Here is a 21,003-nt window from a genome sequence, read left to right as displayed (position 1 = left end):
ACACTAGTGTTCCGTCCCAGAAATAACTTTGCATAGCCGGGCCACTTTCTGGAGAATGGAATCGGCTGTTGCGGTCCATACGAAGGGCCGCTTGTGCTGGTTGTACTGCTCGGTATAACGTTCGATGCTGGCAATGAGCTGGCGCACGTTTCTGAATGACCCACGACGGATCGCCTGTTGCGTAATCAGGCCAAACCAGCGTTCAACCTGATTCAGCCAGCTCGAGTAGGTCGGCGTGAAATGCATGTGGTAGCGCGTATGCCTGGCGAGCCACGCCCAGACCCTCGGATGCTTGTGAGTCGCGTAGTTGTCGACGACCAGATGCACGTCGAGATCGGCCGGCACCACCTGGTCAATATGCCTGAGGAACGCCAGGAATTCCTGATGCCGGTGGCGTGGCTTGCATTGAGCAATGACTTCGCCCGTCGCTGCATTGAGCGCAGCGAATAAGGTTGTGGTGCCATGCCGGACGTAATCATGCGTCACGCCTTCGAGATAGCCCAGCCCCATCGGCAGCATCGGCTGCGTGCGCTCCAGCGCCTGACACTGGCTCTTCTCGTCGACGCACAGCACCAGGGCGTTGGTGGGCGGGCTTAGGTACAGCCCGACAATATCGCGCACCTTCTCGACGAAGAATGAATCGGTAGACAGCCTGAAGCTCTTTGAACGATGGGGCTGTATACCGAACAGCGACAGATACCGGGCAACCGAACTCTTCGAAATCCCTGTCTGCGCGGCCGCAGAACGCACGCTCCAGTGCGTTGCCCCGTCCGGCTTCTCATGCAACACCCTGGCCAGTAATTCCGCGACCGCCTCGTCGTCATGTGTGCGTGGTCGGCCTGGGCGAGCTTCATCATGCAGACCCGCAAGCCCCTGAGCGACAAACCGCTTCTTCCAGTGCGTGATCGCCGGTGGCGTCACTTCGCACTGCATCGCAATTTCATTGGTCGTGAAACCGTCAGCGGCCATCAGGACGATCTTTGCCCGACGCACCAGAGAATGAGGCAACGAACGCGAGCGACTCATGGACAGCAACTGTTCTCGCTCCAGTTCCGACACCACAACCTCGATCCCCTTGCGTCCCATGATCGCCTCCTGTTCATCACGACTCGATCATAGAACAATCCATATTTACGTAAAGTTATTTCTGGGACGGAACACTAGCAGGCCGGTGAAATACCTCATGTAGCGGTCATCCGGGACGCAGGCGTAAACGTTGAACTGATGTCATCAATGAGAGCGAGATGGAACGGATGCGTGGGCCAGATAGTTTTACCGAGTCAATGTTCACGGTGTTGAAGCTGGACGATTTTGTACCGAAGGACCATCCGTTGCGTCCGATTCGCACCTGGCTCAATGACGCGCTTAAACGCATGGGCGATGTGTTCGCGCGGATGTACGAGGCTGACGCGAAGGGAGGTCGGCCGAGCATCGCGCCGGAGAAGCTGGTGCGAGCTCTTTTGCTGCAGGTGCTGTATTCGATTCGTAGCGAGCGCATGCTGGTGGAACAGATTTCCTACAACATGTTGTTCCGCTGGTTCGTCGGCCTGCCAATGGACGGGACCGTGTGGGACCACTCGACGTTCAGCAAGAACCGCGACCGGTTGCTCGAACACGATGTGCTGGTGTTGCTCTTCAACGAGACAGTCGAGACCGCGCGCGAGCGCGGATATCTTTCCGGGGAGCACTTTAGCGTCGACGGCACGTTGATTCAGGCATGGGCCGGGCACAAGAGCTTTGTGCCCAAGGCAAGTCCGGACAAAGACGACACGCCTCCTGACGAACCGCCCGCGCCGAATGACAACTGGCACGGACAGAAGCGCAGTAACGCGACGCACCAATCCACGACGGACGAGCAGGCGCGCCTGTTTCGCAAGAGCAAAGGAACCGGAGCGATGCTCTGTTATATGGGCCACGTGCTGACCGACAACCGGCATGGCCTGGTGGTCAACGCACAGGTGACGATGGCGACGGGCACCGCCGAGCGCGACGCGGCCGAGCTGATGCTTGCCGATGCCGCAAGTGTTGCGCCGCACGGCATCACGGTCGGCGCGGACAAGAACTACGACACCGCCGGTTTCGTGGCCAGTTGTCGAGCGAACCGTGTGACGCCGCATGTGGTGCAAAACGATGGGCGTCCAGGAGGTTCAGCAATTGACGAGCGAACTACGCGCTGGGCCGGTTACGCGGTCAGCCAGCAAAAACGTAAACGCATTGAGCAGGTGTTCGGATGGGGCAAGACAGTCGGACGAATTCGACAAGCGATGTATCGGGGACTTGAACGCGTAGACCAGCTCTTCGTGCTGACGCAGGTCGGCTACAACCTGACGCGTATGCGCACACTTGCCGGTTGAGGGGCAGGAAGCGATGGATAACACCGATATGGTGAACCCGCGAGTAACGCCGAATGCCCGCAAACGTGTTCCGCGTTTCAAAAGTGCAAACCCAGCATCCGTCGTAATGCATCTGAGCGCATCAACGATGGATATTTCAACGGCCTGTTAGTGCGTCGTCTAGCAGGCTGCGGAAATACCTTGCACTGAAGTCATCGCGACGGATAGCAAACGCGTCGATGTAAGAACTGCACCCGCCCCCTGGAGATCATGCGCGGCACCGACACATTCACCGAGAGTTTGTTTTCCGTGCGCAAGCTGGACGATTTCGTTCCGCCCTCGCATCCGCTGCGCTCGATTCGCGTCATGGCGAACGAGGCGCTGGCGAAGATGGATCGGGTGTTTGCCGGGATGTACGAGGCCGATATCAAGGGAGGCCGGCCGAGCATCGCGCCGGAGAAGCTGCTTCGGGCGATGCTGCTGCAGGTCCTGTACAGCATCCGGTCTGAACGCCAGCTCATGGAGCAAACGCAATACAACCTGCTGTTTCGGTGGTTTATTGGTCTGTCGATGGACGATTCAGTCTGGGTGCCGACGGTGTTCACGAAGAACCGCGAGCGTTTGATCCGGCACGATGCCGTGGTCGAATTCTGCAACGAAGTGCTGTGCGTCGCGCAGAAGAAGAACTGGTTGTCGGGCGAGCACTTCAGCGTGGACGGCACGCTGATCCAGGCGTGGGCGGGACACAAGAGCTTTGTGCGCAAGGACGGTGACGACAGGGATAACGACGGTGGCAGCGGCGAGGGCGACTTCAAGGGCTGCAAGCGGAGCAACGAAACGCACGAGTCGAAGACCGATCCCGATGCACGGCTTTACCGCAAGGGCAAGACGGCCAGCGAATTGCATTACATGGGCCACACGCTGACCGACAACCGCCATGGGCTGGTGGTCAATGCCCGGGTGAGCTGTGCTGACGGACATGCCGAACGTGAAGCGGCCAAGGTCATGATCAACGATGCGCGGCAGGCGGCGAGCGATGCGGCTGCGCAAATCACGCTGGGCGCGGACAAGGGTTACGACGCAGAGGAATTCATCGAAGCTTGCCAGCAGATGAAGGTCACGCCGCACGTGGCGCAGAACACGTCGGGTCGCCGTTCGGCCGTGCCCGATGAGATTGCGCGCAGTGTGGGCTACGCGATATCGCAGCAAAAGCGCAAGCTGATCGAACAAGGCTTTGGGTGGGCGAAGACCGTGGGGCGCATGCGCCAGGTGATGGTACGCGGGTTGAAGAAAGTCGACCAGATGTTCGTGCTGAACATGGCCGCCTACAACCTGGTGCGCATGCGTTCGCTAGGACAGGTCCGCCCGTAGTGGCAGAAATTGCGGTCATGAGGCGAAAAACAGGCCTCAAACCGTCGAAAAACAAGCTGGATTCGCGTTGAAATTTCGCAATGCAGAAAATTGCGCGGCGGTAGCCGCGCAGATCAAAGGACGTTGCTTCAGGAGGGAGGTATTTCCGCAGCCTGCTAGGGACTTAGCACTAACATTCGATCAAGCGCGCCTTCGCGCGCGGAGTTGTTTTCCGTCCATCAACCCGCCGCAAACCACCATTGCGGGCGGGATTCTACTTCTTGGTACGGCGTAGACGATGTCACGACGCGCTCTGTGAGTGCCGGCTTACCGCGAAACTTTTCATCCGGAGGACACAGATTGAGTCTCGGGAATGGTGAGGAATTCCAGGATGGTGAGCGTTTCCAGGAGTCAAGAGCCGTGGAGAGGTACTCAACCCTTCGCAAAGGTGGGGACTTCCAGGAGAGCGAATGGTTGATGGAAAGGTGAATGTTTTCAGCACATCAAGGTCACCCGAAGGAGTCGCGCGGTACGCGGCAGGCAGATTACTAGCAGGTGAAGGTTGCAGATGGAGAATAATCACCCTCCAGGTGAAGCGATTATTACGATGCGGCATACAGACGGTCTCGCGGTGAATACCCGAAATGATTTTCGAATCTCTGCGCTTTGCGCTTGCGTAAGGTGCAAAAACGTTGCGTCCAGGAACTTACCCAAGACCATGGCGCGTGCGGACAGGACTGCTGCCGCTTTGGTGTGTTTGGCAATAAGCGCGCTCATCGAATCGAGCAACTCAGTTGTCTTATCCAACTTCCGCCTCGCTCAGAAGGCTTGCCAGTCGGAATCAGCGGTTTCGACGGCGGCGATGTTTCCTTCGCTGACGTTTGACAGTGCGTTCTTCGTTCTCGCCGGCGCCGTTCGAGGCTGCAATGGAGGGCTTGCGACCGGCGGGGCGCTCCTGCCCCGGGGCGCCGGCACATGAGATCCAGCAGGTTCTGCTTCATTGACTTTGAACCCGAAACCACGTCTTTGAGATTGTTCGCCTGCGGTTCCAGCGACTGCGACGCGGCGGCGGCCTGTTCGACCAGCACCGCATTCTGCTGCGTTACTTCATCCATCTGGTTGACTGCGACGGCAATCTGTTCAACGCCGTTCTTTTGCTCCCCGGATGCGGCGGCAATTTCATCGACGATATCGGAGACCTGCTGGATTGCCTGCTTCACATGGCCCATGCCAACAGCAAGCGGAATTCTCGGGTTCATCGAATGTGTCGCCTGCTCGCACACTTGCCTTGGTCTCACGCCATAGACATCTGCGATGCGCCTTTGGAAGGCTTACTTTATTTTGAAAAACAATGTCAGTTGTATCGCTTGAGGTCCAGTCGGTATTTCTGCCCTCGTTGCTAAGTTGTGCTGACGCGATTGCTTGTCGTAAACGTGGCGATGCTATGAAAGCGACAAACGCAGACAAGAGCGCTGCCGTTTGACCAGGCAGTTGTGCAGCTCGCACTCCTCGCAGGTTTAACCACAGTAATGAACCGCCCCGGATTTCGGTGCGCGGCCGGACTTCCCGTCGACCCCTACAGTCGAACAGCCCGGCCGTCGCCGATCGGTAGGCTACTGCCGCGACGTCGTTTGTTTTAATGGCTTGATGGAGAAACCGAGCCGATTTACGTGAGCGATCTCAGTCTGGACCAACATCACTTCGGAATGCCGGGATATTTGCAGCGCTGCCCTCTGCCTGCCAGCCGCCGCCCAGCGCCTTGTACAGCGCGACGAGCGCAAGCGCGGTATCGCGATCGCTTTGCGCGAGCTTGTCATTGGCGGCGTACAGTGAGCGTTCGGCATCGAGCACCGACAGAAAGTCTTCGATACCTTGCCGGTAGAGCCGTGTCGCGATAGTCACGGCGTCCCGGTCAGCGGCGACCTCGGCCGAGAGCCTCTCGCGCCGCACTTTCGATTGCGCGTAAGACACGAGCGCTGTCTCGACATCGCGCAGCGCGCCTAGCACCGTGCGCTGGTACGCGGCGGCGGCCTGGTCGGTGCGTGCCTCTTCGGCACGCACTCCGAAGCGGACCTTTCCGGCATCGAAGATCAGCCAGCTGATGCTCGGGCCGATGGAGAAATAGCGGCTCGGCGCGGTGAGAAAGGTCGAGGCGTTCAGGCTCTCCAGGCCCGCCACCCCGGTGAGCGAGAAGTGCGGATAGAGATCGGCCTCGGCAACGCCGATCCGGGCGTTCGCGGCGGCAATCCGGCGTTCGGCCGCGCGGATATCCGGCCTGCGGCGCAGGAGGTCCGACGGCAGACCCACAGGCACGTCCGCGACCGGCAAGGGAACCGCCTCAGGTGTATCCAGTTGCGCGAGCAATTGTTCTGGCGGACGGCCGATCAGTGCGCCAATTCGATAGATGGCCGCGCGTTCGTTCGCTTCGAAAGTCGGGATCGCGGCCTCCGTATCCGAGACCTGCGACTGTGCACGCAGCACATCGAGGCGCGAGGCGAGCCCGGCGTCGAATTGCGAGCGGGTCAGCGACAGCGAGTCCTGCTGGATCGAAAGATTGCTCCGCGCGACCGCGAGTTGCCGCTGGACGCCGCGCAATTCGACATAGTTGCGTGCGATCTCCGCAACCAGCGTCAACTCGACATCGCCGAGGTCTGCCACGGTAGCCTGATAGGCCGCGTCGGCGGACTCAACGCCGCGCCGCTTGCCGCCGAACACGTCGATCTCCCAGGACGCGTCGAAGCCGGTCTGCCATAGGTTGCCATTGGCGCCCGGACCGAGACCGCCGGGCGGCACACCAATCGGCACGTTGGCGCTGCCGTGAGTCCGGTCGTATTCGGCACCTGTGTCGGCGGTCGGATACTGGGCCGCACCGGCGATTCCGCGCAATGCCCGCGCTTCGCGGATACGCGCTTCGGCCTCGGCGATGTCGGGTGCGGAGCTCAGCGCGTCTGCAATGAGCGAGTCGAGCGTGGCGTCACCAAAGTTTTCCCACCACGCGTCATCCGGCGTCGGCGATCCTTGCGCAGCACCTGTCGCTGAGCCTATATGTTCGGTAAAGCTGGCCGGCATGTCCGACTTTGGCGGCACATAGTCGGGTCCAACCGCGCAGCCGCCGAGGAGCCATGTCAGGGCCGTGACGGCAACGCCGGAGGCGACTCGTGAGCGTCGTTGCGAGAAAGCCATCCTGACCGTTCCGTATGGCATCAATTCAGAAAGCCGAACCATGCCGGGCGCTCCCTGACAAAGACTTCCGTTTCGACAGACATGCCTGGCGAGATCCACTTGAGTGCCTCTCCCGGATTGTCGAATTCGATCTTTACCGGCACACGTTGCACCACCTTCACAAAATTGCCCGTTGCGTTTTCCGGCGGCAGCAGCGCGAAGCGAGAGCCGGTTCCGCGCTGGATGCTGTCGACGTGGGCATGAAGCCGCAAGTCCGGAAAGGCGTCGACGAAGACGGTGGCCGGCTGGCCGGGTCTCACGTGAGTCAACTGTGTTTCCTTGTAATTCGCGATGACGTAGAGCTTGTCCGGGACGACAGTCAAAAGCGTCTGGCCGGGCTGCACGAAGTTGCCCTGCTCGACGCTTTTGTTCGCGACGCTTCCAGCCTGAGTTGCGTAGATCTTTGTGTACGACAGGTTGAGTGTCGCCTGTGCCAGCTCGGCTTGAGCCTGGGCGACCGAGGCCTCGGCCGTTTCGACCTGGGCGCGTGCAAGCGTGGCCTGCGCCTTCGCCGCGTCGACCTTGACCTGGGCCGCAGTAACGGATGCCCGTGTACCGTCGGCTGCCGCTTTCGCCTCGTCGACCCGCTCCGATGACACGGCGCGCACGTCGGAAACGGATTGCAGCCGGCCGAGGTTGATGGCCGCAAGCTTTGCATTGGCTCTGGCAACTTCAAGCTCCGCTTGCTGCTGGCCGGTATTGGCGTCGGCCACCAAGACCTGATTGCGCGCTTCCTCGAGTTTCCCTTCTGCGGTCGCGACATTGGCGCGTGCCAGATCCGCCTGGACGACATAGTCGCGCGGGTCTAGTTCAACGAGCAGCTGGCCCGCTGTCACCTTGCTGTTATCGTCGATATGTAGCGTCTTCACGTAGGCCGGGACCTTGGGGATGATCGAGACAGCGTGTGCGTCGACATACGCGTCGTCCGTCTGCTTTTCGTACAAGTCAGGCACCAGGAAATAGGCAGCGACGGCCAGCAGGACAAACAGTACCAGCGCGCCGACGAGCAGCCAGCGTCGTTTTTGGGGCTGCGAAGGCGCCGGATGCTCTTCGACAGAAGGCGGGGTAGTCGAGGGCTTTTGAAGCGGCGGCGCTTCGCTCATCGCTGTCTCCGGACGTACAGAGGGACTAGAGTTGGAACAGGGAGCGTTTTGACGGCCACGCTCCTTATTTTTTGACCACCGGGGTCGGCGGAATGATTGGAACGAGGCACAGCGCAACCACGCCGACGGCCGCCATAAAAGCAAATGCGTCCGCGTTGCTAAGCGTTGCAGCCTGGCGTGCACCTGCCTCGGCGAGCAGTCTTACCGCAGCGTGCTGGCTCTCGAAGGGGGTATAGCCGCCGCGTGCGACAAGCGTTGCGCTTATCGACGAGAGCCAGTCATACGTTACCGGATTGTCGTGGCGCAGGTGTTCGAACAGGCGAGATGAATGTAGTGTCTCGCGATGCCCGATGAGAATGGTCAGCAGCGCAACTCCAAGCGAAGCGCCGAACTGGCGAAAGGTCATGTACAAGGAGACGCCGTCGAGCAGCTTGTTCTGCTCGATCTTTGCAACGGTGCCGCTGCCCACCGCCGGCAACAACGGGGACAGGCAGCACGCGTACAGGATTAGCGGAGCGACGTAGTAGTAACCCGGCGTGTCGCTGGTCAGCAGGCGATTGAAGAGGATCATCGAGGCAATCAGCATGACGAGAGCGATCACGATGGTCTTGCGCTGGCCGACGCGCGCGATGAGACCGACCATTAGTGGCCGGATGGCCGCCGCAGTGAGCGCATAGACGCACATGATCTGCCCGGTCTGGGTCGCGCTATGCGTCTGGCTCGACAGATTGCGCAGAAATTCGGGCAGCACGAACAGGCTGCCCGACAGGATCATGCCGGTGAAGACGCCGATCAGCGCGGACGACAAGACGCGACGGTCACGTAGCAGGTCGAGCCAGAGGAGCGGGGTGCGGTTGAAGGGACTTGCCTGCCATGCAACGAACAGAAGCAGGGCCGCCCCGCCGGTCCAGGCCAGCAGCCGGATATGAAAGGACCCGAACCAATCGTCGATTTCGCCGCGATTGAGGATAATCTGCAGCGAAATAAGCGCAGTGGCGAGCAGGACGATGCCGAGCCAGTCGATGCTGACCGCGCGTTCGGAGGCGGGACGTGGAAGGGTCGGAAAGTAGCGCGCGAGCAGCCATATCGCGGCGCACGCGTACAACAGATTCGGCAAAAAGATCAGCCGCCAATGGAAATGGTCGGTGATATAGCCGCTTACCAGAAGCCCGGCCGCGCTCGACAGATAAAGCAGCGTGGACGCCTGCATCAGAGCCGGACTCCGCTGGGGTTTGGGCAAGAGCACATAGATGCTGGCGCGCCACCATACGACGAGACCGGCCCCGGCCAGCCCCTGGATGGCGCGCCAGATCAGCATCGAATCGAGATCCGGTGAGACCGCGCAGCCCATCGACGCAATCGCGAACACGACGATGGTCGTGATCAGGAAGCGCTTGTAGCCATAGTGTCCCGCCATCCAGATCGAGACCGGTACGCCGAGAAAGAGCGAACAGCTATATACCGTCAGCAGCCAGCTCGCCTCGTCCGCCGACACGCCCAGCGTGCCGGTCAGGTCCGCCAGTACCAGGTTCATGCTGTCGAACGTGTAAAACTCCATGCCTGTGGCGAGGCCGAGGCCGAACAGCAGCGGCCGCGTATGCGCTGGCGAAAGCGTTAGCCCCGGAGCGGGCGATGTTGGGATCGAAGCCTGCATGGCGGTATCACTCATGGGATGTACCACCCGCGTCGAGGGATGTCCGCAGCGGCCACCCCGAGTGTGGTATAGCGATGGCAGCGCCGTCGTTCCGGAAAGTGGCGGGGCCCTGATACATGGCGCGCATTCGCAACTCCATTGGATTTGCTAACCACATTGCGTACTGCAAGACTGCGTATAGCTCAAGATGACCAGCGCGGGCGCGCCGCCGGCCACCTGATGGAGACCGTCAAACCCGCGAAGCCATTGCACGCGTGTGCTCATCCTTACCATCCCGTCTCGGGGGTCTTCCCACGGATGACCCGACAAGCAAAGGCCGAATAGGTGAGCCGACGATGCCTCACAATAATCGCCCAATCGATGGAAAGACACGACTGAGCGTCGAGTAGGTGAAACAACCCGGACATGCGGCGGCAGGTTAGCAACTAACATCCCGAATGCGGAGCTATCGTGCTGAAATGCGAACTCGATGTCGGCTGAAATGACTATCTTTCTGCGGTCGAACATCAATTCCGGCTGCTGGATACGCATGCCGCGAATGACGCTTCAACTGCCGAATCGCCGAGCGCAACTCACGCCCGCCGGAGTAGTGAATTGTGTCCAGTCATGGGGAAGAAATTGTGCACACCAACTCCGAGCGTACACACTCATCATCTTCGAGACCGTTGCGATTGCCGGCGCGGGACACTACCGCATCTCCGCGCTTCCTCGATCCCGACCACCGACGCATGACACCCGACGTTAGAGCGACGTGAGTCACCGCCAAGAGACCCTGACAGGAGCGGTGGCTAGACCGCCCAGCAAGAACATCCGAGCGCACCCCAGAAACTCCCGAAGTCGGACACGGGCACAGTGCGCGACCATGCCGTGGCATGCGCATGACCGTGCAGTCCGCACACATTTGCGCACGCGCATAGTTGCGCTGCCGTGCGTTGCAGCGGCTTATCCTCGTCGCCCCATGCGGCGTATCCGCCGAATGATCGCACCGGCGACCAGTCGGGCATTGCCGGCGGTATCGGCGCATCGAGGTCGGCGAAGGGACTGGAGGCGTAGACGACGTTTCCGCCTACAACGGTAAGCGTGGAGGTGATATCCGCTATGTCGGCTTCGGGACACGTCATGAAGTCTCGGTCAGGGACGATCAGATCTGCGAACTGGCCGCTTTGGATGCGTCCCTTTTTTCCTTCTTCATTGGAGAACCACGTAACGTTCTCCGTCCACATGCGCAGGGCCGTTTCGCGGTCCAGGCAGTTGCGCTGCGGATAGATCCTCATGCCCGCTGCCGTCTTCCCCGTGACGAGCCAGGCAAGCGACACCCACGGGTTGTAGGATGCGACGCGAGTTGCGTCGGTGCCGGCCGATACCTTGACGCCCTTTTCGAGCATACGAGCGACGGGCGGCGTGGTCTCGGCCCTCGTCGACCCGTAACGTTCGACGAAGTACTCGCCCTGATAGGCCATGCGATGCTGCACGGCAATTCCGCCGCCGAGCGCGGCGATGCGATCCATGGAACGCTCCGAAATTGTTTCCGCATGGTCGAAAAACCAATTCAACCCTGCGAGCGACGTCTCGCGGTTTACACGCTCGAATACGTCGAGAGCGCGGCTAATCGTCTCGTCGTAGGTGGCGTGCAGGCGCCACGGCCAGCGGTTTTGTGCAAGGATTTGCACGACACCTTCCAACTCGTCTTCCATCGGGTCCGGCATGTCGGGGCGAGGCTGACGGAAATCCTCGAAGTCAGCGGCAGAGAAGACGAGCATTTCCCCCGCGCCGTTGTGCCTGAAATAGTCATTGCCCTGTTTGTAGGTCGAGGTTTTTGTCCAGTTCAGGAAGTCATCCTTCTCGGACTTCGGCTTCTGCGTGAAGAGGTTGTATGCAAGACGAATGGTAAGCTGGCCTTCGTCGGAAAGCTTCTGGATTACTGCATAGTCTTCCGGATAGTTCTGGAAGCCGCCGCCTGCGTCGATCGCGCCCGTTACGCCAAGGCGGTTCAGTTCGCGCATGAAGTGACGGGTGGAATTGATCTGGTACTCGAACGGCAACTTTGGACCCTTCGCCAACGTCGCGTACAGGATGGCGGCATTGGGCTTTGCGAGCAGCAGGCCGGTCGGGTTGCCCGCCGCATCGCGCACGATTTCGCCACCCGGAGGTTCGGGTGTTTCTCTCGTGTAACCCACCACGCGCAGCGCGGCGGCGTTCAATATCGCGCGATCGTAGAGATGCAGGATGAAGACCGGCGTGTCGGGAGCGATCGCGTTGATTTCGTCAATCGTCGGCAAGCGCTTTTCAACGAACTGATGCTCCGTGAAGCCGCCTACGACGCGTACCCATTGCGGCGGTGGCGTAACGGCCACCTGACGCCTGAGCATTTCCATGGCCGTGGCGAGGGAACGCACGCCGTCCCAGCGCAGCTCCATGTTGAAATTCAGGCCGCCTCGAATGATATGCAAATGGTTATCGATTAGGCCCGGCAGCACACTTCGCCCATTCAGATCGATGACCTGCGTGGCATCTCCCGCGAGCATGAGGATTTCGATGTTGCTGCCAACGGCGGTGAACACGCCGTCCCCGATTGCGACGGCTTCCGCCGTGGGCTTGCGTTTGTCAAGCGTCGTAAAGCGGCCGTTATGAAGAATCAGGTTTGGGGCGTCTGTCGCGCGACTGCTCATGACTGTTTCTCCGGTGATTTCGCGGAGGCGATACCTTCCGTCCGTCCCGCGTGGCGGCCAGGTAGCGAGCCGAAAATGTGCTGGTCGCATTTCGATGCCTGCCAGGCCGTGTGAAAGCCGCTTCCCGAAAGCATCTGCTTAGCGACCGGAATGATCTGTTCGCCTGCGAGGATGCCAAGCAATCCGACGAGTGCCACGAGCGGAGGCGCCGGCGAGCGCACCTGGATTAGGCTGTAGATCAAGCCGACCAAAACGCCGGCAAGCAGGGAGAAGATATACATTTTCATCGGACTGACCCCCTTGGTGTCGCGTCACCGAGCTTGCCAGCGAACGAGACTACGGCTTAATCCGACAGTACGCGGCTGCTTCAACAAAACTATGCTTTCGTACGCCAATGTGCACTGACCGATGCCAAATACCATACGCCCAGATGTGCTGGTGCAGCGCCTTAAATGTCCTGAATTTAGTGTTAAGCGGGATACTCGCTCCGATGTGTGAGGACGCACGCCGAACATCTCTTTGCACGGCATGCCGGTTGTCCACAGGCGAAGCAACCGCTTCTTCAAATAGCGCCCGCCAGTCCCCCGAAAATTGCTGGGATAGCAGGTTCACTGTCTGGACTAATCGTAGGGGGTTCCCGCCTTTTACGTGCGTTCTACGCTCACGGTACTCGTCGCTGACGTACGGCACGGAGGACGCTACGCAGAGAGTCGCTTGTGAGTCACATGCTCAGGCAGGGGTGGCCGTTTATCCAGTCTGCTCAATAGATCTTCACGAACAAACCGCGATTCGCTGGGAATTCGATTCCAGAGCTGCTTTTATTCCTATGCAGCCCATCTTTGCTTCGGTTGTGGAGCGCACAGGTACGGCCTGAAATCGCGTGTCATAAACGACGTGGCGAAGGAACCGACTAGTACTAGGCCTTAAATGTATACGCAACGATATATGGACGACGTTCGGGACACCGATCTCGCTAGCTCTCTTAACGCTCTTGTCACACGACCGTCGTTTGCCCGAAGGATGAACGTTAAGAATTATTAAGCGGCATTTCACGACCTCTTCGTCTGCGATCAGCATAGACTTTAAGTTACCGGGACCCATAGCGGGACTTGCGGTCGAGACCGCACGATGTCGTTCAGGGCCGTCGGTAGTCTATTTAGCCAAAGACGGCGCAATGCAGAAAATACCTCGACATCTTGTCGAGCGGAACTTTTCGATCCAACTATCGCGGGCACTTATCTAAGTTCTGCCCGTGACCTACATTTTGCTTAAGGAGATGTACATGGCCTACGAACTGCTATCGCCCGATACATGCGCTCTCGCATTGATAGACTTCCAGCCACAGATGTTTTTCGGCGTTCATTCGCACGATCGCACAACAATCATGCAAAACGTTCAGGTCTTGGCGAAGTCGGGAAAACTGTTCAAGGTGCCTACGATTCTATCGACCATCGCCGCACAGTCATTCAGCGGACAGATGATCCCGGAGGTGCAATCGGTATTTCCGGAGCAAGTGCCGATCGACCGCACGTGGATGAACTCTTGGGAGGACCCGAACTTCCGCCAGGCAATCGAGAAAACTGGGCGCAAGAAGATTGTAGTCGCGGGCCTGTGGACTGAGGTCTGTGTCGCGTTTCCGACCATCCAGATGCGCGCCGCAGGCTACGAGGTTTATGTTGCGACCGATGCATGCGGCGACGTCACCGAAGAGGCGCACGAACGAGCAGTGCAACGGATGATTCAAGTCGGTGCGGTGCCCATGAACTCGGTGCAGTTTATGTGCGAACTGCAACGAGACTGGGCGCGCGCCGAAACATACAACGGGGTCATGGACATCTTCAAGGAGAACACCGCGTACGGCATTGGGGTGCGCTATGCAAAGCAGATTCTCGGCGAGCATGCTAGCGAAGGCGGTGCCTGAGCACACTTGCACGTAATCGAGAAGGCCCACCGCGTTGCATCGCGAGTTCAGCCGACAAGGAACAGCTCTTGCCATCGATTCAAGTGCTTCTGCGGACTAGTTCCAGATCTCGTTGGAATTGAGGTCCTTTGTCCGGCGAAGGAAAGTTTACGGTCCTCTGGAGCGCACGTTGCGCGCGACTCTGTTTACTTAGGTAAGCGACGGTTGGGGGGCAAATCGTCCGGCAGCGTTGTTTCGAAGCTTTTTTAAGCAACGGTTCGCCGCTCTCGGAGCCCGGCGGGCCGGCTGACGGGTCGGTCTGGCTTTATTTGTGTGTCGGCAGTTATCCTGCCTTGCGCAAATTCAATTGCGCGGCGCGGCTCTGTGCCTCGTCAGTGCAGTTGTTGCCTCGCGGTTGAGGAGGGCGATTTCGCGGGCCTTCTCGGGCGAAGGATTTGTCAAGCCTTTCTGCTGACGTCGGTGCTCGGCGTCACACGCGTTCAGGCGGAAGCTCGGATCGCTGGCACACAGCGGATCGATATCAGCGGGGCGGAAGTCGAGCTAATCGTGCGCGGCTGGAGCGTGAAAAGGCCCCTCTTTGAGAAACTCGTGGCAATGGACATCGGTGATCGAGTCGGGACACTGCCTGATGTCATAACTGAGCCTGATAAGCCGATCAGTTTTGTCGGTGTGTGTCATTTTTGTCGGGGTGTCTCATTACAGCGTTGCGATTCCCGTTGAGCAAATTGGCTTCGTGGCGGCCACGCTGATACTCGCCGGCGGCTCGCGAGAGGCTATACAGGTAAGGTCGCATTTCAGATAGCCGCCTGTTGCCGCCGTACTGTTGGAAAAACCGTAGTTCAGACAACACTACTTGTCAGGCGTAACAAGATGATCCGAGGCAAGCGCATGGACGAAGTCTACGGATCGCGACAAGCGATGGTACCGGGACAGGTCCGGTGTTCGTGCTCTAAGTGCCTTTGCTCGGGGACGGAGGAAATGAGTCGTGAAAATGCTCCCGGTTGACGAGTCGATTGTTCAGCGTCGCCACCTTATCGCGGAATGCCTGCGGCGGATCGTGGGGCAAGAATGGGTACTGGACAACGAGGCCGAACGCCGTCCATACGAGTGCGACGGTTTCACCGCCTATAGCGCATTGCCGCTTCTAGTCGTCCTTCCGGATAGCACTGAGCAGGTGAGAGGCGTACTTGAGTACTGCCGCGAAGAGCGAATCAAGATCGTTCCGCGCGGGTCTGGCACCTCGCTGTCCGGCGGCGCGTTGCCGGTCGAAGATGGAATCGTGCTGGGCACGGCGAGGATGAACCGGATTTTGGAGGTGGATGCTGAAAACCGCGTCGCGAGAGTGCAGCCTGGTGTGCCGAACGTCCGTGTTACCGAGGCGGTGCAGCATCTGGGTCTCTGCTATATGCCAGATCCATCCAGTCAGGCGATTGCGACCATTGGCGGCAACGCGGCGGAGAATTCGGGAGGCGTTCATTGCTTCAAATACGGCGTCACGTCAAACCACATCACCGGGATGGAGGCGGTATTGCTGACTGGGGACGTCATCCGTTTTGGTGGTCCCTTCGTTGGCGGGACTGATGGGGAATTCGATTTGACAGGCGTACTGATTGGGTCAGAAGGCATGCTCGCGATCATCACGGAGATTACGGTTCGCCTGACCCCGCAGCCGCCAATCGCGCGCGTTCTATCGCTTGGATTCGCGAACGTCGAGGACGCAAGTCGATGCGTAGGCGCGATTATCGCCCACGGCATCATTCCCGCCGGTCTGGAGTTTATGGACCGCAAGGTCATCGACACAGTCTCTTCGATGCTGGGCGAAATTCACCCCCCCGAGGTTCAGGCCATTCTGCTATGTGAACTGGACGGCACCGCGATAGAAGTGGACGCCCTCGTCGCGCGCGTCGAGGTGATTGCGAGGGAGATAGGCCTCGCGGAACTGAGGATCAGCAAGACTGAAACGGAGCGCGAACAGCTATGGCAGGGTCGCAAGGCGGCATTCGGTGCGATGGGCAAGATCGCAAGAGATGTCTACGTCACAGATGGAACCATTCCTCGCGGGAAGCTGCCGGAGGTACTTCGTCGCATCGAAAATCTATCGAAGACATATGGACTGGAGTACGCGAACTGCTTCCACGCTGGTGACGGCAATCTCCACCCAATGGTGCTGTTTGATTCGGCGAGGCCAGGTGATCTTGAAAAAGCGGAGGCGTTCGGAGCAGACGTCCTGAAGGCCTGTGTCGACCTCGGTGGTGTACTCAGTGGCGAGCACGGCGTGGGTATCGAGAAGCGCGATCTGATGCCCTACCAGTTCAATGACGCCGATCTGGCCCAGCAACTGGGTCTGAAGTGCGCTTTCGACCCTGACGAGCTACTCAATCCCGGCAAGGTGTTTCCCACACCCTGCCGCTGTGTGGAACTTGGACGCATGCGGATGCGCGACGGCAAGATGCGCTTCGCAGGAATCCCCCGGTTTTAGGGTGCGGAGATGACAGACATGTACACGCTTCATCCCCCGTGTATCGTCCGCCCTAAAAATACGGACGAACTTGTGCAGATCATTCTGGAGGCAAATACCAGCGGCCAGCCGTTCGAAATCGTCGGTGGAGGTACGAAGCGTTCGTTTGGCGACCCTGTCAAGGCCGACGCAGTTTTGGATATGTCACGTTTGTCCGGTATAGAGTTCTATGAACCTGAAGAACTCGTCATCAAGGTGCGAGCAGGAACGCCTGTTTCCGCCGTACGCGAGGCGCTAGCGGCGAATGCGCAGCACCTCTCCTTCGAGCCTCCCGACTACGCCGCTTTTTTTGGCGATGATGGGGCCGACACCATTGGAGGTGTTATCGCTTGCAATATCGCTGGCCCTCGCCGCATTCTGGCCGGTGCGGCTCGCGATGCCGTGCTTGGAGTGGAGGGTGTGAACGGGCGCGGGGAGCTGTTCAAGGGCGGGGGGCGTACCGTGAAGAACGTTACCGGCTACGATATGCCGCGCCTGTTGACCGGCTCGTTCGGGGTTCTTGCGGCGCTTACCTCCGTCACACTGAAGGTTCACCCTCGTCCGACGTGGGAGGCTACCGTACTGTTGAGCGGGCTCGATGATGCGAAGGCCGTGGGCTTGATCAGCGACATGTTGCGCCTGCCTGTCGAGATCAGCGCCGCCGTGCACCTCGGTGGCGGCCGTACCGAAGCGTCGACGACAGCGCTTCGTCTCGAGGGGTTCAGCGAGTCGGTCGCAGGGCGCAGGGCTGAAATCGAACAGCGTCTGCACAAACTCGCCGATATCCGTACGATTGTCGGTGACGAAAGCAGCCAGTTCTGGCGGGGCATCCGAGACCTGTCTTGCTTCGCCGCCGATCAGAACTCATGCGTCTGGCGCCTCGCGTTGCCATGCATGCAGGCGGCTCGCATGGTGCAATTGCTGGGCGGCGAGGCTATCTACGACTGGGGAGGCTGTCAAGTCTTCGTTCGGACCACCGTCGCAAAGGCAGAGGAGCAAGCCGGGGCGTTGCGCAATGAGGTCGCCGCCGTTGGCGGCAATGCGTGTCTGCTTCGGGCTCCAGCAAATTCGCGCCGCAAGATTGGCACGTTTCACTCCCGGTCAGAGGCGCTGCAGCGTCTTGGCGAGCGGGTCCGGCGAGCGTTCGACCCCAAGGAACTTCTCAATCCGGGAAAGTTGGGGGCAGTAACGGGAGGAGCGGTCTAACATGAGAACTCGCATTCCCGAGGGCGCTTTGGCCGATCCCAACATTGCGCTATCGAACGACATCATCCGGACGTGTGTTCATTGCGGCATTTGCCTGTCGCACTGCCCGACGTACCAGGTCCGGCACGATGAAAACGACAGCCCTCGCGGACGTATCGTGCTCATGCGGAACATGTACGAGCAGGGTGGTACGCCGGACGAGAAGACCGTGGAACACCTCGATCGCTGTCTCAGCTGCCTCGCGTGCGAGGCGATTTGCCCTTCAGGCGTGCAGTATTCAAAGCTGATCGCCAATGGACGGGAGCACATTGAAACAACCTACCGTCGGCGGCTGTCGCAACGGGTGATCCGGCGCGCTCTGACGTTGGTGATCCCCCATCCACGACTGTTTCGTCTGGGGCTACTAGCTGGGAATCTCGCTCGCCCCGTGCGGCGGATTTTCACGGGTCCGCTGCGAGCGATTCTGGAAATCGCGCCACGAGGTCGGCTACCCCACTCGAGTCCGGTAGACCGCCCACAGGTTTTTCCGGCAGAAGGTGTTCGTCGGGCGAGGGTCTGCATCCTTAACGGATGCGTGCAGACGGTGCTGGATCCTGCGATCAATGAGGCGACTATCCGTCTTTTGCGGCGTCACGGTGTGGAGGTTGTCGTGGCCAGCGGCGCAGGCTGCTGTGGTGCGCCTCCCGAGCATATGGGACTGCAGACGCATGCGCTTCCCCTGGTGAAGGCGAACATCGCTGCCTGGCTGAAGGAGGTGGAGAATCCTGGTGGTCTCGACGCAATCATCATCAATACCTCGGGATGCGGAATGTCGGTCAAGGCCTACGGGCATGCGCTGCGGCTCGATCCGGAATGGAGTGAAAAGGCCGCGCGAGTAGGTGCGCTCGCCAAGGACATTACGGAGTTCATGACGGAGGTGGGGATGCTAGCAACGCGGTCACACCGGGCGTTGAAGGTGGTCTATCACTCCGCGTGTTCAATGCAGCACGGTCAACGCATCGTGCACCAGCCTGTCAACCTGCTCCGCAATGCGGGCTTCGAGGTTGTCGAGCCGCCAGATGGCTTCTTATGCTGTGGCTCTGCCGGCGTCTATAACATGCTGCAGCCGGAGATCGCGGGTGAGTTGAAGAAGCGCAAGGTAGCTAGCATCCGTTCAGTCAACGCCGACGTTGCTGCGAGCGGCAACATCGGTTGCATGACGCAGCTCTCCGATTCGATCGGGATTCCCTTCGTGCATACAGTCGAGCTGCTTGACTGGGCTACAGGCGGTCCCATGCCCGAATCATTGTCTTCGATGAGGGCGGAGACTGGGGCTGCAATGCCGCAAAAAAGCTGATGCGAAGGGCACAGGCGCTCGATCTGGACTTGGGGGAAGTGCACAAGCCGAAATTCCCGTCGCACGTCCCGATGAGCTGCTTTCCTGAGAATGGTCTGAAACTATGTTCGTCATGCCAGATCGCAACGTGCATGGCAGCATGGTCTCGATCGGTGCCGATGTCCAGAAGATTGAACTCGTTTCCTCATATTCGCAAAGGAGAATACTATGCGTTTCGCTGTCTATGAAGTGAAGGGGCGTCGAGGCCTGGCGGTCGAACGCAATGGCAAGTGCACCGGGATGTTCGTTGACGACACGGGGTATCCAGGCGATCTCGATTTCCTGATCGCCAACGGCGTCGATTTTGCAACCGTCGCCGAGGGACTGGCAGCCGGAACAGCGGTCGATCTCGATGCTGTGCGCCTGTTGCCTCCGCTGTCGCGCCCCAACAAGATCATTTGCATCGGACTCAACTATCGGGACCATTCCGCCGAGACGGGATTTGAAGAGAAAAAGTATCCAACCGTGTTTGCCCGCTTCACCTCGAGCCTGATTGGACACCTTGATCCGATCATTCTCCCGCCCCAGTCATCACAACTGGACTATGAGGGCGAGCTGGTCGCGGTCATTGGCAAGCCGGGGCACCATATTTCACGCAACAACGCCCTTGACCACGTGGCAGGATATTCGATCTTCAATGATGCCACCCTCAGAGATTATTAGTTCAAGACGCCGCAATGGACCATGGGGAAAAACTTCGACGGCACGGGCGCTTTCGGCCCGTATTTTGTACCGGCCCAAGTTCTGCCTCCCGGCTGCAAGGGATTGAGCCTTGAGACGCGACTAAACGGGAATGCTGTGCAAGGGGCATCTATCTCGGACATGATATTCGATGTAGAGACACTCGTTACGCTGATGAGCGAGGTGCTTACGTTACAGACAGGTGACATCATCGTCACCGGCACGCCTGCAGGAGTCGGCATGGCGCGGAATCCGCCACTGTGGATGCGGGCCGGCGATGTGTGCGAAGTGGAGATTGAAGGTCTGGGGGCACTAAGAAATTCCATTAGAAACAGCGTAATTGCCAATGGGGAGCCATAGATGCTTAGTGGGCGTCATTTCCCGGATAAGGCGGGAGGAGCGATGACCATCTTGGGCGCGAACGCACGGCAATAAGTGCAACAAGGGAGAATCCGAAGCGGACAAGGAATAGGCTGAATCGAAGGAGGCTGATCGTTGTTGTCGGTGCGGTGCCGGATCACTGTTGTCGACGCGGTCGAGTGAGCGAGAGAGGATGGATGTCTTCGCACGTGCGTATCCCGGGGATATCGCGAACAATCCTAGGAGGGTGCCCGTCCACCTGAGTGAAGTATTAAGCTCGACAACATTGACGAGAATCTATTGTTTTGATGATTTGACGTGGCTAGACGATTCGAGCGCATCCAACTCCACGGGGGCCATGCTTAGCGCATTGGCAATGCAGTACGCCAATTGCGAAGGAGGCGACCACGAGCGTGATTGGCGCGAGTACTGACGTGTCGGTCACGAGGCGAGAGGCAGGCGGGGGCCTAACTCATAGAAGGTAAGCCGCCGGCCGGGGGTAACTTAATTTGTGGAAGAGCCCCGTGTTCGCTCGAATTGTCGATTTATGGATTTGACCACTAGGCGCGGGAGCGGTAGCCGTGCGAGCGATACGAGCACTTCGACCAGCGCAAGCACGACTGCGTTAATGA

At 59.3% G+C, this 21,003-nt stretch carries 12 protein-coding genes and 2 pseudogenes; 7 read left to right on the top strand and 7 right to left on the bottom strand.

The window, feature by feature from the left end; translation table 11 throughout:
• Nucleotides 1-3 precede the first annotated feature (3 nt).
• On the bottom strand, nt 4-1,086 hold the full coding sequence (locus tag P0D84_RS30000; RefSeq protein WP_408342620.1) for an IS630 family transposase: 1,083 nt from the start codon (nt 1,084-1,086) through the stop codon (nt 4-6).
• Between the two features lie 167 nt (nt 1,087-1,253).
• Between P0D84_RS30000 and P0D84_RS29995 the strand changes: the two genes are divergently transcribed.
• Nucleotides 1,254-2,354, top strand: coding sequence for an IS5 family transposase (locus P0D84_RS29995; protein ID WP_408346140.1), 1,101 nt, complete (start codon nt 1,254-1,256; stop codon nt 2,352-2,354).
• Nucleotides 2,355-2,603: 249 nt separating this feature from the next.
• A complete protein-coding gene (locus P0D84_RS29990) occupies nt 2,604-3,704 on the top strand; it encodes an IS5 family transposase (protein ID WP_408342618.1) in 1,101 nt (366 codons plus the stop codon).
• 798 nt (nt 3,705-4,502) lie between these two features.
• On the opposite strand, the pseudogene P0D84_RS29985 reads toward P0D84_RS29990, so the two are convergent.
• From P0D84_RS29985 to P0D84_RS29960, 6 genes and pseudogenes are all read right to left on the bottom strand, one after another.
• Nucleotides 4,503-4,912, bottom strand: a pseudogene (locus P0D84_RS29985) (methyl-accepting chemotaxis protein); the annotation flags it as partial.
• Between the two features lie 451 nt (nt 4,913-5,363).
• Nucleotides 5,364-6,866 carry an efflux transporter outer membrane subunit gene (locus tag P0D84_RS29980; protein ID WP_408342616.1) on the bottom strand — a complete coding sequence of 501 codons (1,503 nt, stop codon included), beginning with the start codon at nt 6,864-6,866 and terminating at the stop codon, nt 5,364-5,366.
• 20 nt (nt 6,867-6,886) lie between these two features.
• A complete protein-coding gene (locus P0D84_RS29975; protein ID WP_408342614.1) occupies nt 6,887-8,008 on the bottom strand; it encodes an HlyD family secretion protein in 1,122 nt (373 codons plus the stop codon).
• A gap of 64 nt (nt 8,009-8,072) precedes the next feature.
• The gene (locus P0D84_RS29970; protein WP_408342612.1) at nt 8,073-9,677 is read right to left on the bottom strand and encodes an MFS transporter; all 1,605 of its coding nucleotides are present in this window, start codon (nt 9,675-9,677) and stop codon (nt 8,073-8,075) included.
• 773 nt (nt 9,678-10,450) lie between these two features.
• Nucleotides 10,451-12,331 (bottom strand): amidohydrolase, encoded by a 1,881-nt coding sequence (locus P0D84_RS29965; RefSeq protein WP_408342610.1) that lies wholly within the window; start codon nt 12,329-12,331, stop codon nt 10,451-10,453.
• Entirely contained in the window at nt 12,328-12,618 is a 291-nt protein-coding gene (locus P0D84_RS29960) for a XapX domain-containing protein (RefSeq protein WP_408342608.1), read from the bottom strand. The genes P0D84_RS29965 and P0D84_RS29960 overlap by 4 nt, the downstream gene beginning before the upstream one ends.
• Before the next feature lie 995 nt (nt 12,619-13,613).
• Between P0D84_RS29960 and P0D84_RS29955 the strand changes: the two genes are divergently transcribed.
• The 5 genes and pseudogenes from P0D84_RS29955 to P0D84_RS29935 all read left to right on the top strand — a co-directional run bounded on the left by P0D84_RS29955 (nt 13,614) and on the right by P0D84_RS29935 (nt 20,371).
• Complete coding sequence (locus P0D84_RS29955; protein ID WP_408342606.1) at nt 13,614-14,252, top strand: hydrolase; 639 nt, start codon at nt 13,614-13,616, stop codon at nt 14,250-14,252.
• Nucleotides 14,253-15,243: 991 nt separating this feature from the next.
• Complete coding sequence (locus tag P0D84_RS29950) at nt 15,244-16,731, top strand: FAD-linked oxidase C-terminal domain-containing protein (protein WP_408346137.1); 1,488 nt, start codon at nt 15,244-15,246, stop codon at nt 16,729-16,731.
• 18 nt (nt 16,732-16,749) lie between these two features.
• Nucleotides 16,750-17,955, top strand: coding sequence for a glycolate oxidase subunit GlcE (gene glcE, locus P0D84_RS29945; RefSeq protein WP_408342604.1), 1,206 nt, complete (start codon nt 16,750-16,752; stop codon nt 17,953-17,955).
• Nucleotide 17,956: 1 nt separating this feature from the next.
• Nucleotides 17,957-19,291 carry a glycolate oxidase subunit GlcF gene (gene glcF / locus P0D84_RS29940; RefSeq protein ID WP_408342602.1) on the top strand — a complete coding sequence of 445 codons (1,335 nt, stop codon included), beginning with the start codon at nt 17,957-17,959 and terminating at the stop codon, nt 19,289-19,291.
• Nucleotides 19,292-19,498: 207 nt separating this feature from the next.
• Nucleotides 19,499-20,371: pseudogene (locus P0D84_RS29935) on the top strand (fumarylacetoacetate hydrolase family protein).
• Nucleotides 20,372-21,003 lie beyond the last annotated feature (632 nt).

This window comes from Paraburkholderia sp. RL17-337-BIB-A (assembly GCF_046025895.1).
Classification (GTDB): domain Bacteria; phylum Pseudomonadota; class Gammaproteobacteria; order Burkholderiales; family Burkholderiaceae; genus Paraburkholderia; species Paraburkholderia fungorum_C.
Note: the sequence above shows the minus strand (reverse complement) of the source record. Positions and strands in the feature narration are given on the sequence as shown.

Excerpts from the sequence above, each read along its gene's own strand:
- P0D84_RS30000 (WP_408342620.1), bottom strand. The coding sequence starts at position 1,086 with ATGGGACGCAAGGGGATCGAGGTTGTGGTGTCGGAACTGGAGCGAGAA.
- P0D84_RS29995 (WP_408346140.1), top strand. The coding sequence starts at position 1,254 with ATGCGTGGGCCAGATAGTTTTACCGAGTCAATGTTCACGGTGTTGAAG.
- P0D84_RS29990 (WP_408342618.1), top strand. The coding sequence starts at position 2,604 with ATGCGCGGCACCGACACATTCACCGAGAGTTTGTTTTCCGTGCGCAAG.
- P0D84_RS29980 (WP_408342616.1), bottom strand. The coding sequence starts at position 6,866 with ATGGCTTTCTCGCAACGACGCTCACGAGTCGCCTCCGGCGTTGCCGTC.
- P0D84_RS29975 (WP_408342614.1), bottom strand. The coding sequence starts at position 8,008 with ATGAGCGAAGCGCCGCCGCTTCAAAAGCCCTCGACTACCCCGCCTTCT.
- P0D84_RS29970 (WP_408342612.1), bottom strand. The coding sequence starts at position 9,677 with ATGAGTGATACCGCCATGCAGGCTTCGATCCCAACATCGCCCGCTCCG.
- P0D84_RS29965 (WP_408342610.1), bottom strand. The coding sequence starts at position 12,331 with ATGAGCAGTCGCGCGACAGACGCCCCAAACCTGATTCTTCATAACGGC.
- P0D84_RS29960 (WP_408342608.1), bottom strand. The coding sequence starts at position 12,618 with ATGAAAATGTATATCTTCTCCCTGCTTGCCGGCGTTTTGGTCGGCTTG.
- P0D84_RS29955 (WP_408342606.1), top strand. The coding sequence starts at position 13,614 with ATGGCCTACGAACTGCTATCGCCCGATACATGCGCTCTCGCATTGATA.
- P0D84_RS29950 (WP_408346137.1), top strand. The coding sequence starts at position 15,244 with ATGCTCCCGGTTGACGAGTCGATTGTTCAGCGTCGCCACCTTATCGCG.
- glcE (WP_408342604.1), top strand. The coding sequence starts at position 16,750 with ATGTACACGCTTCATCCCCCGTGTATCGTCCGCCCTAAAAATACGGAC.
- glcF (WP_408342602.1), top strand. The coding sequence starts at position 17,957 with ATGAGAACTCGCATTCCCGAGGGCGCTTTGGCCGATCCCAACATTGCG.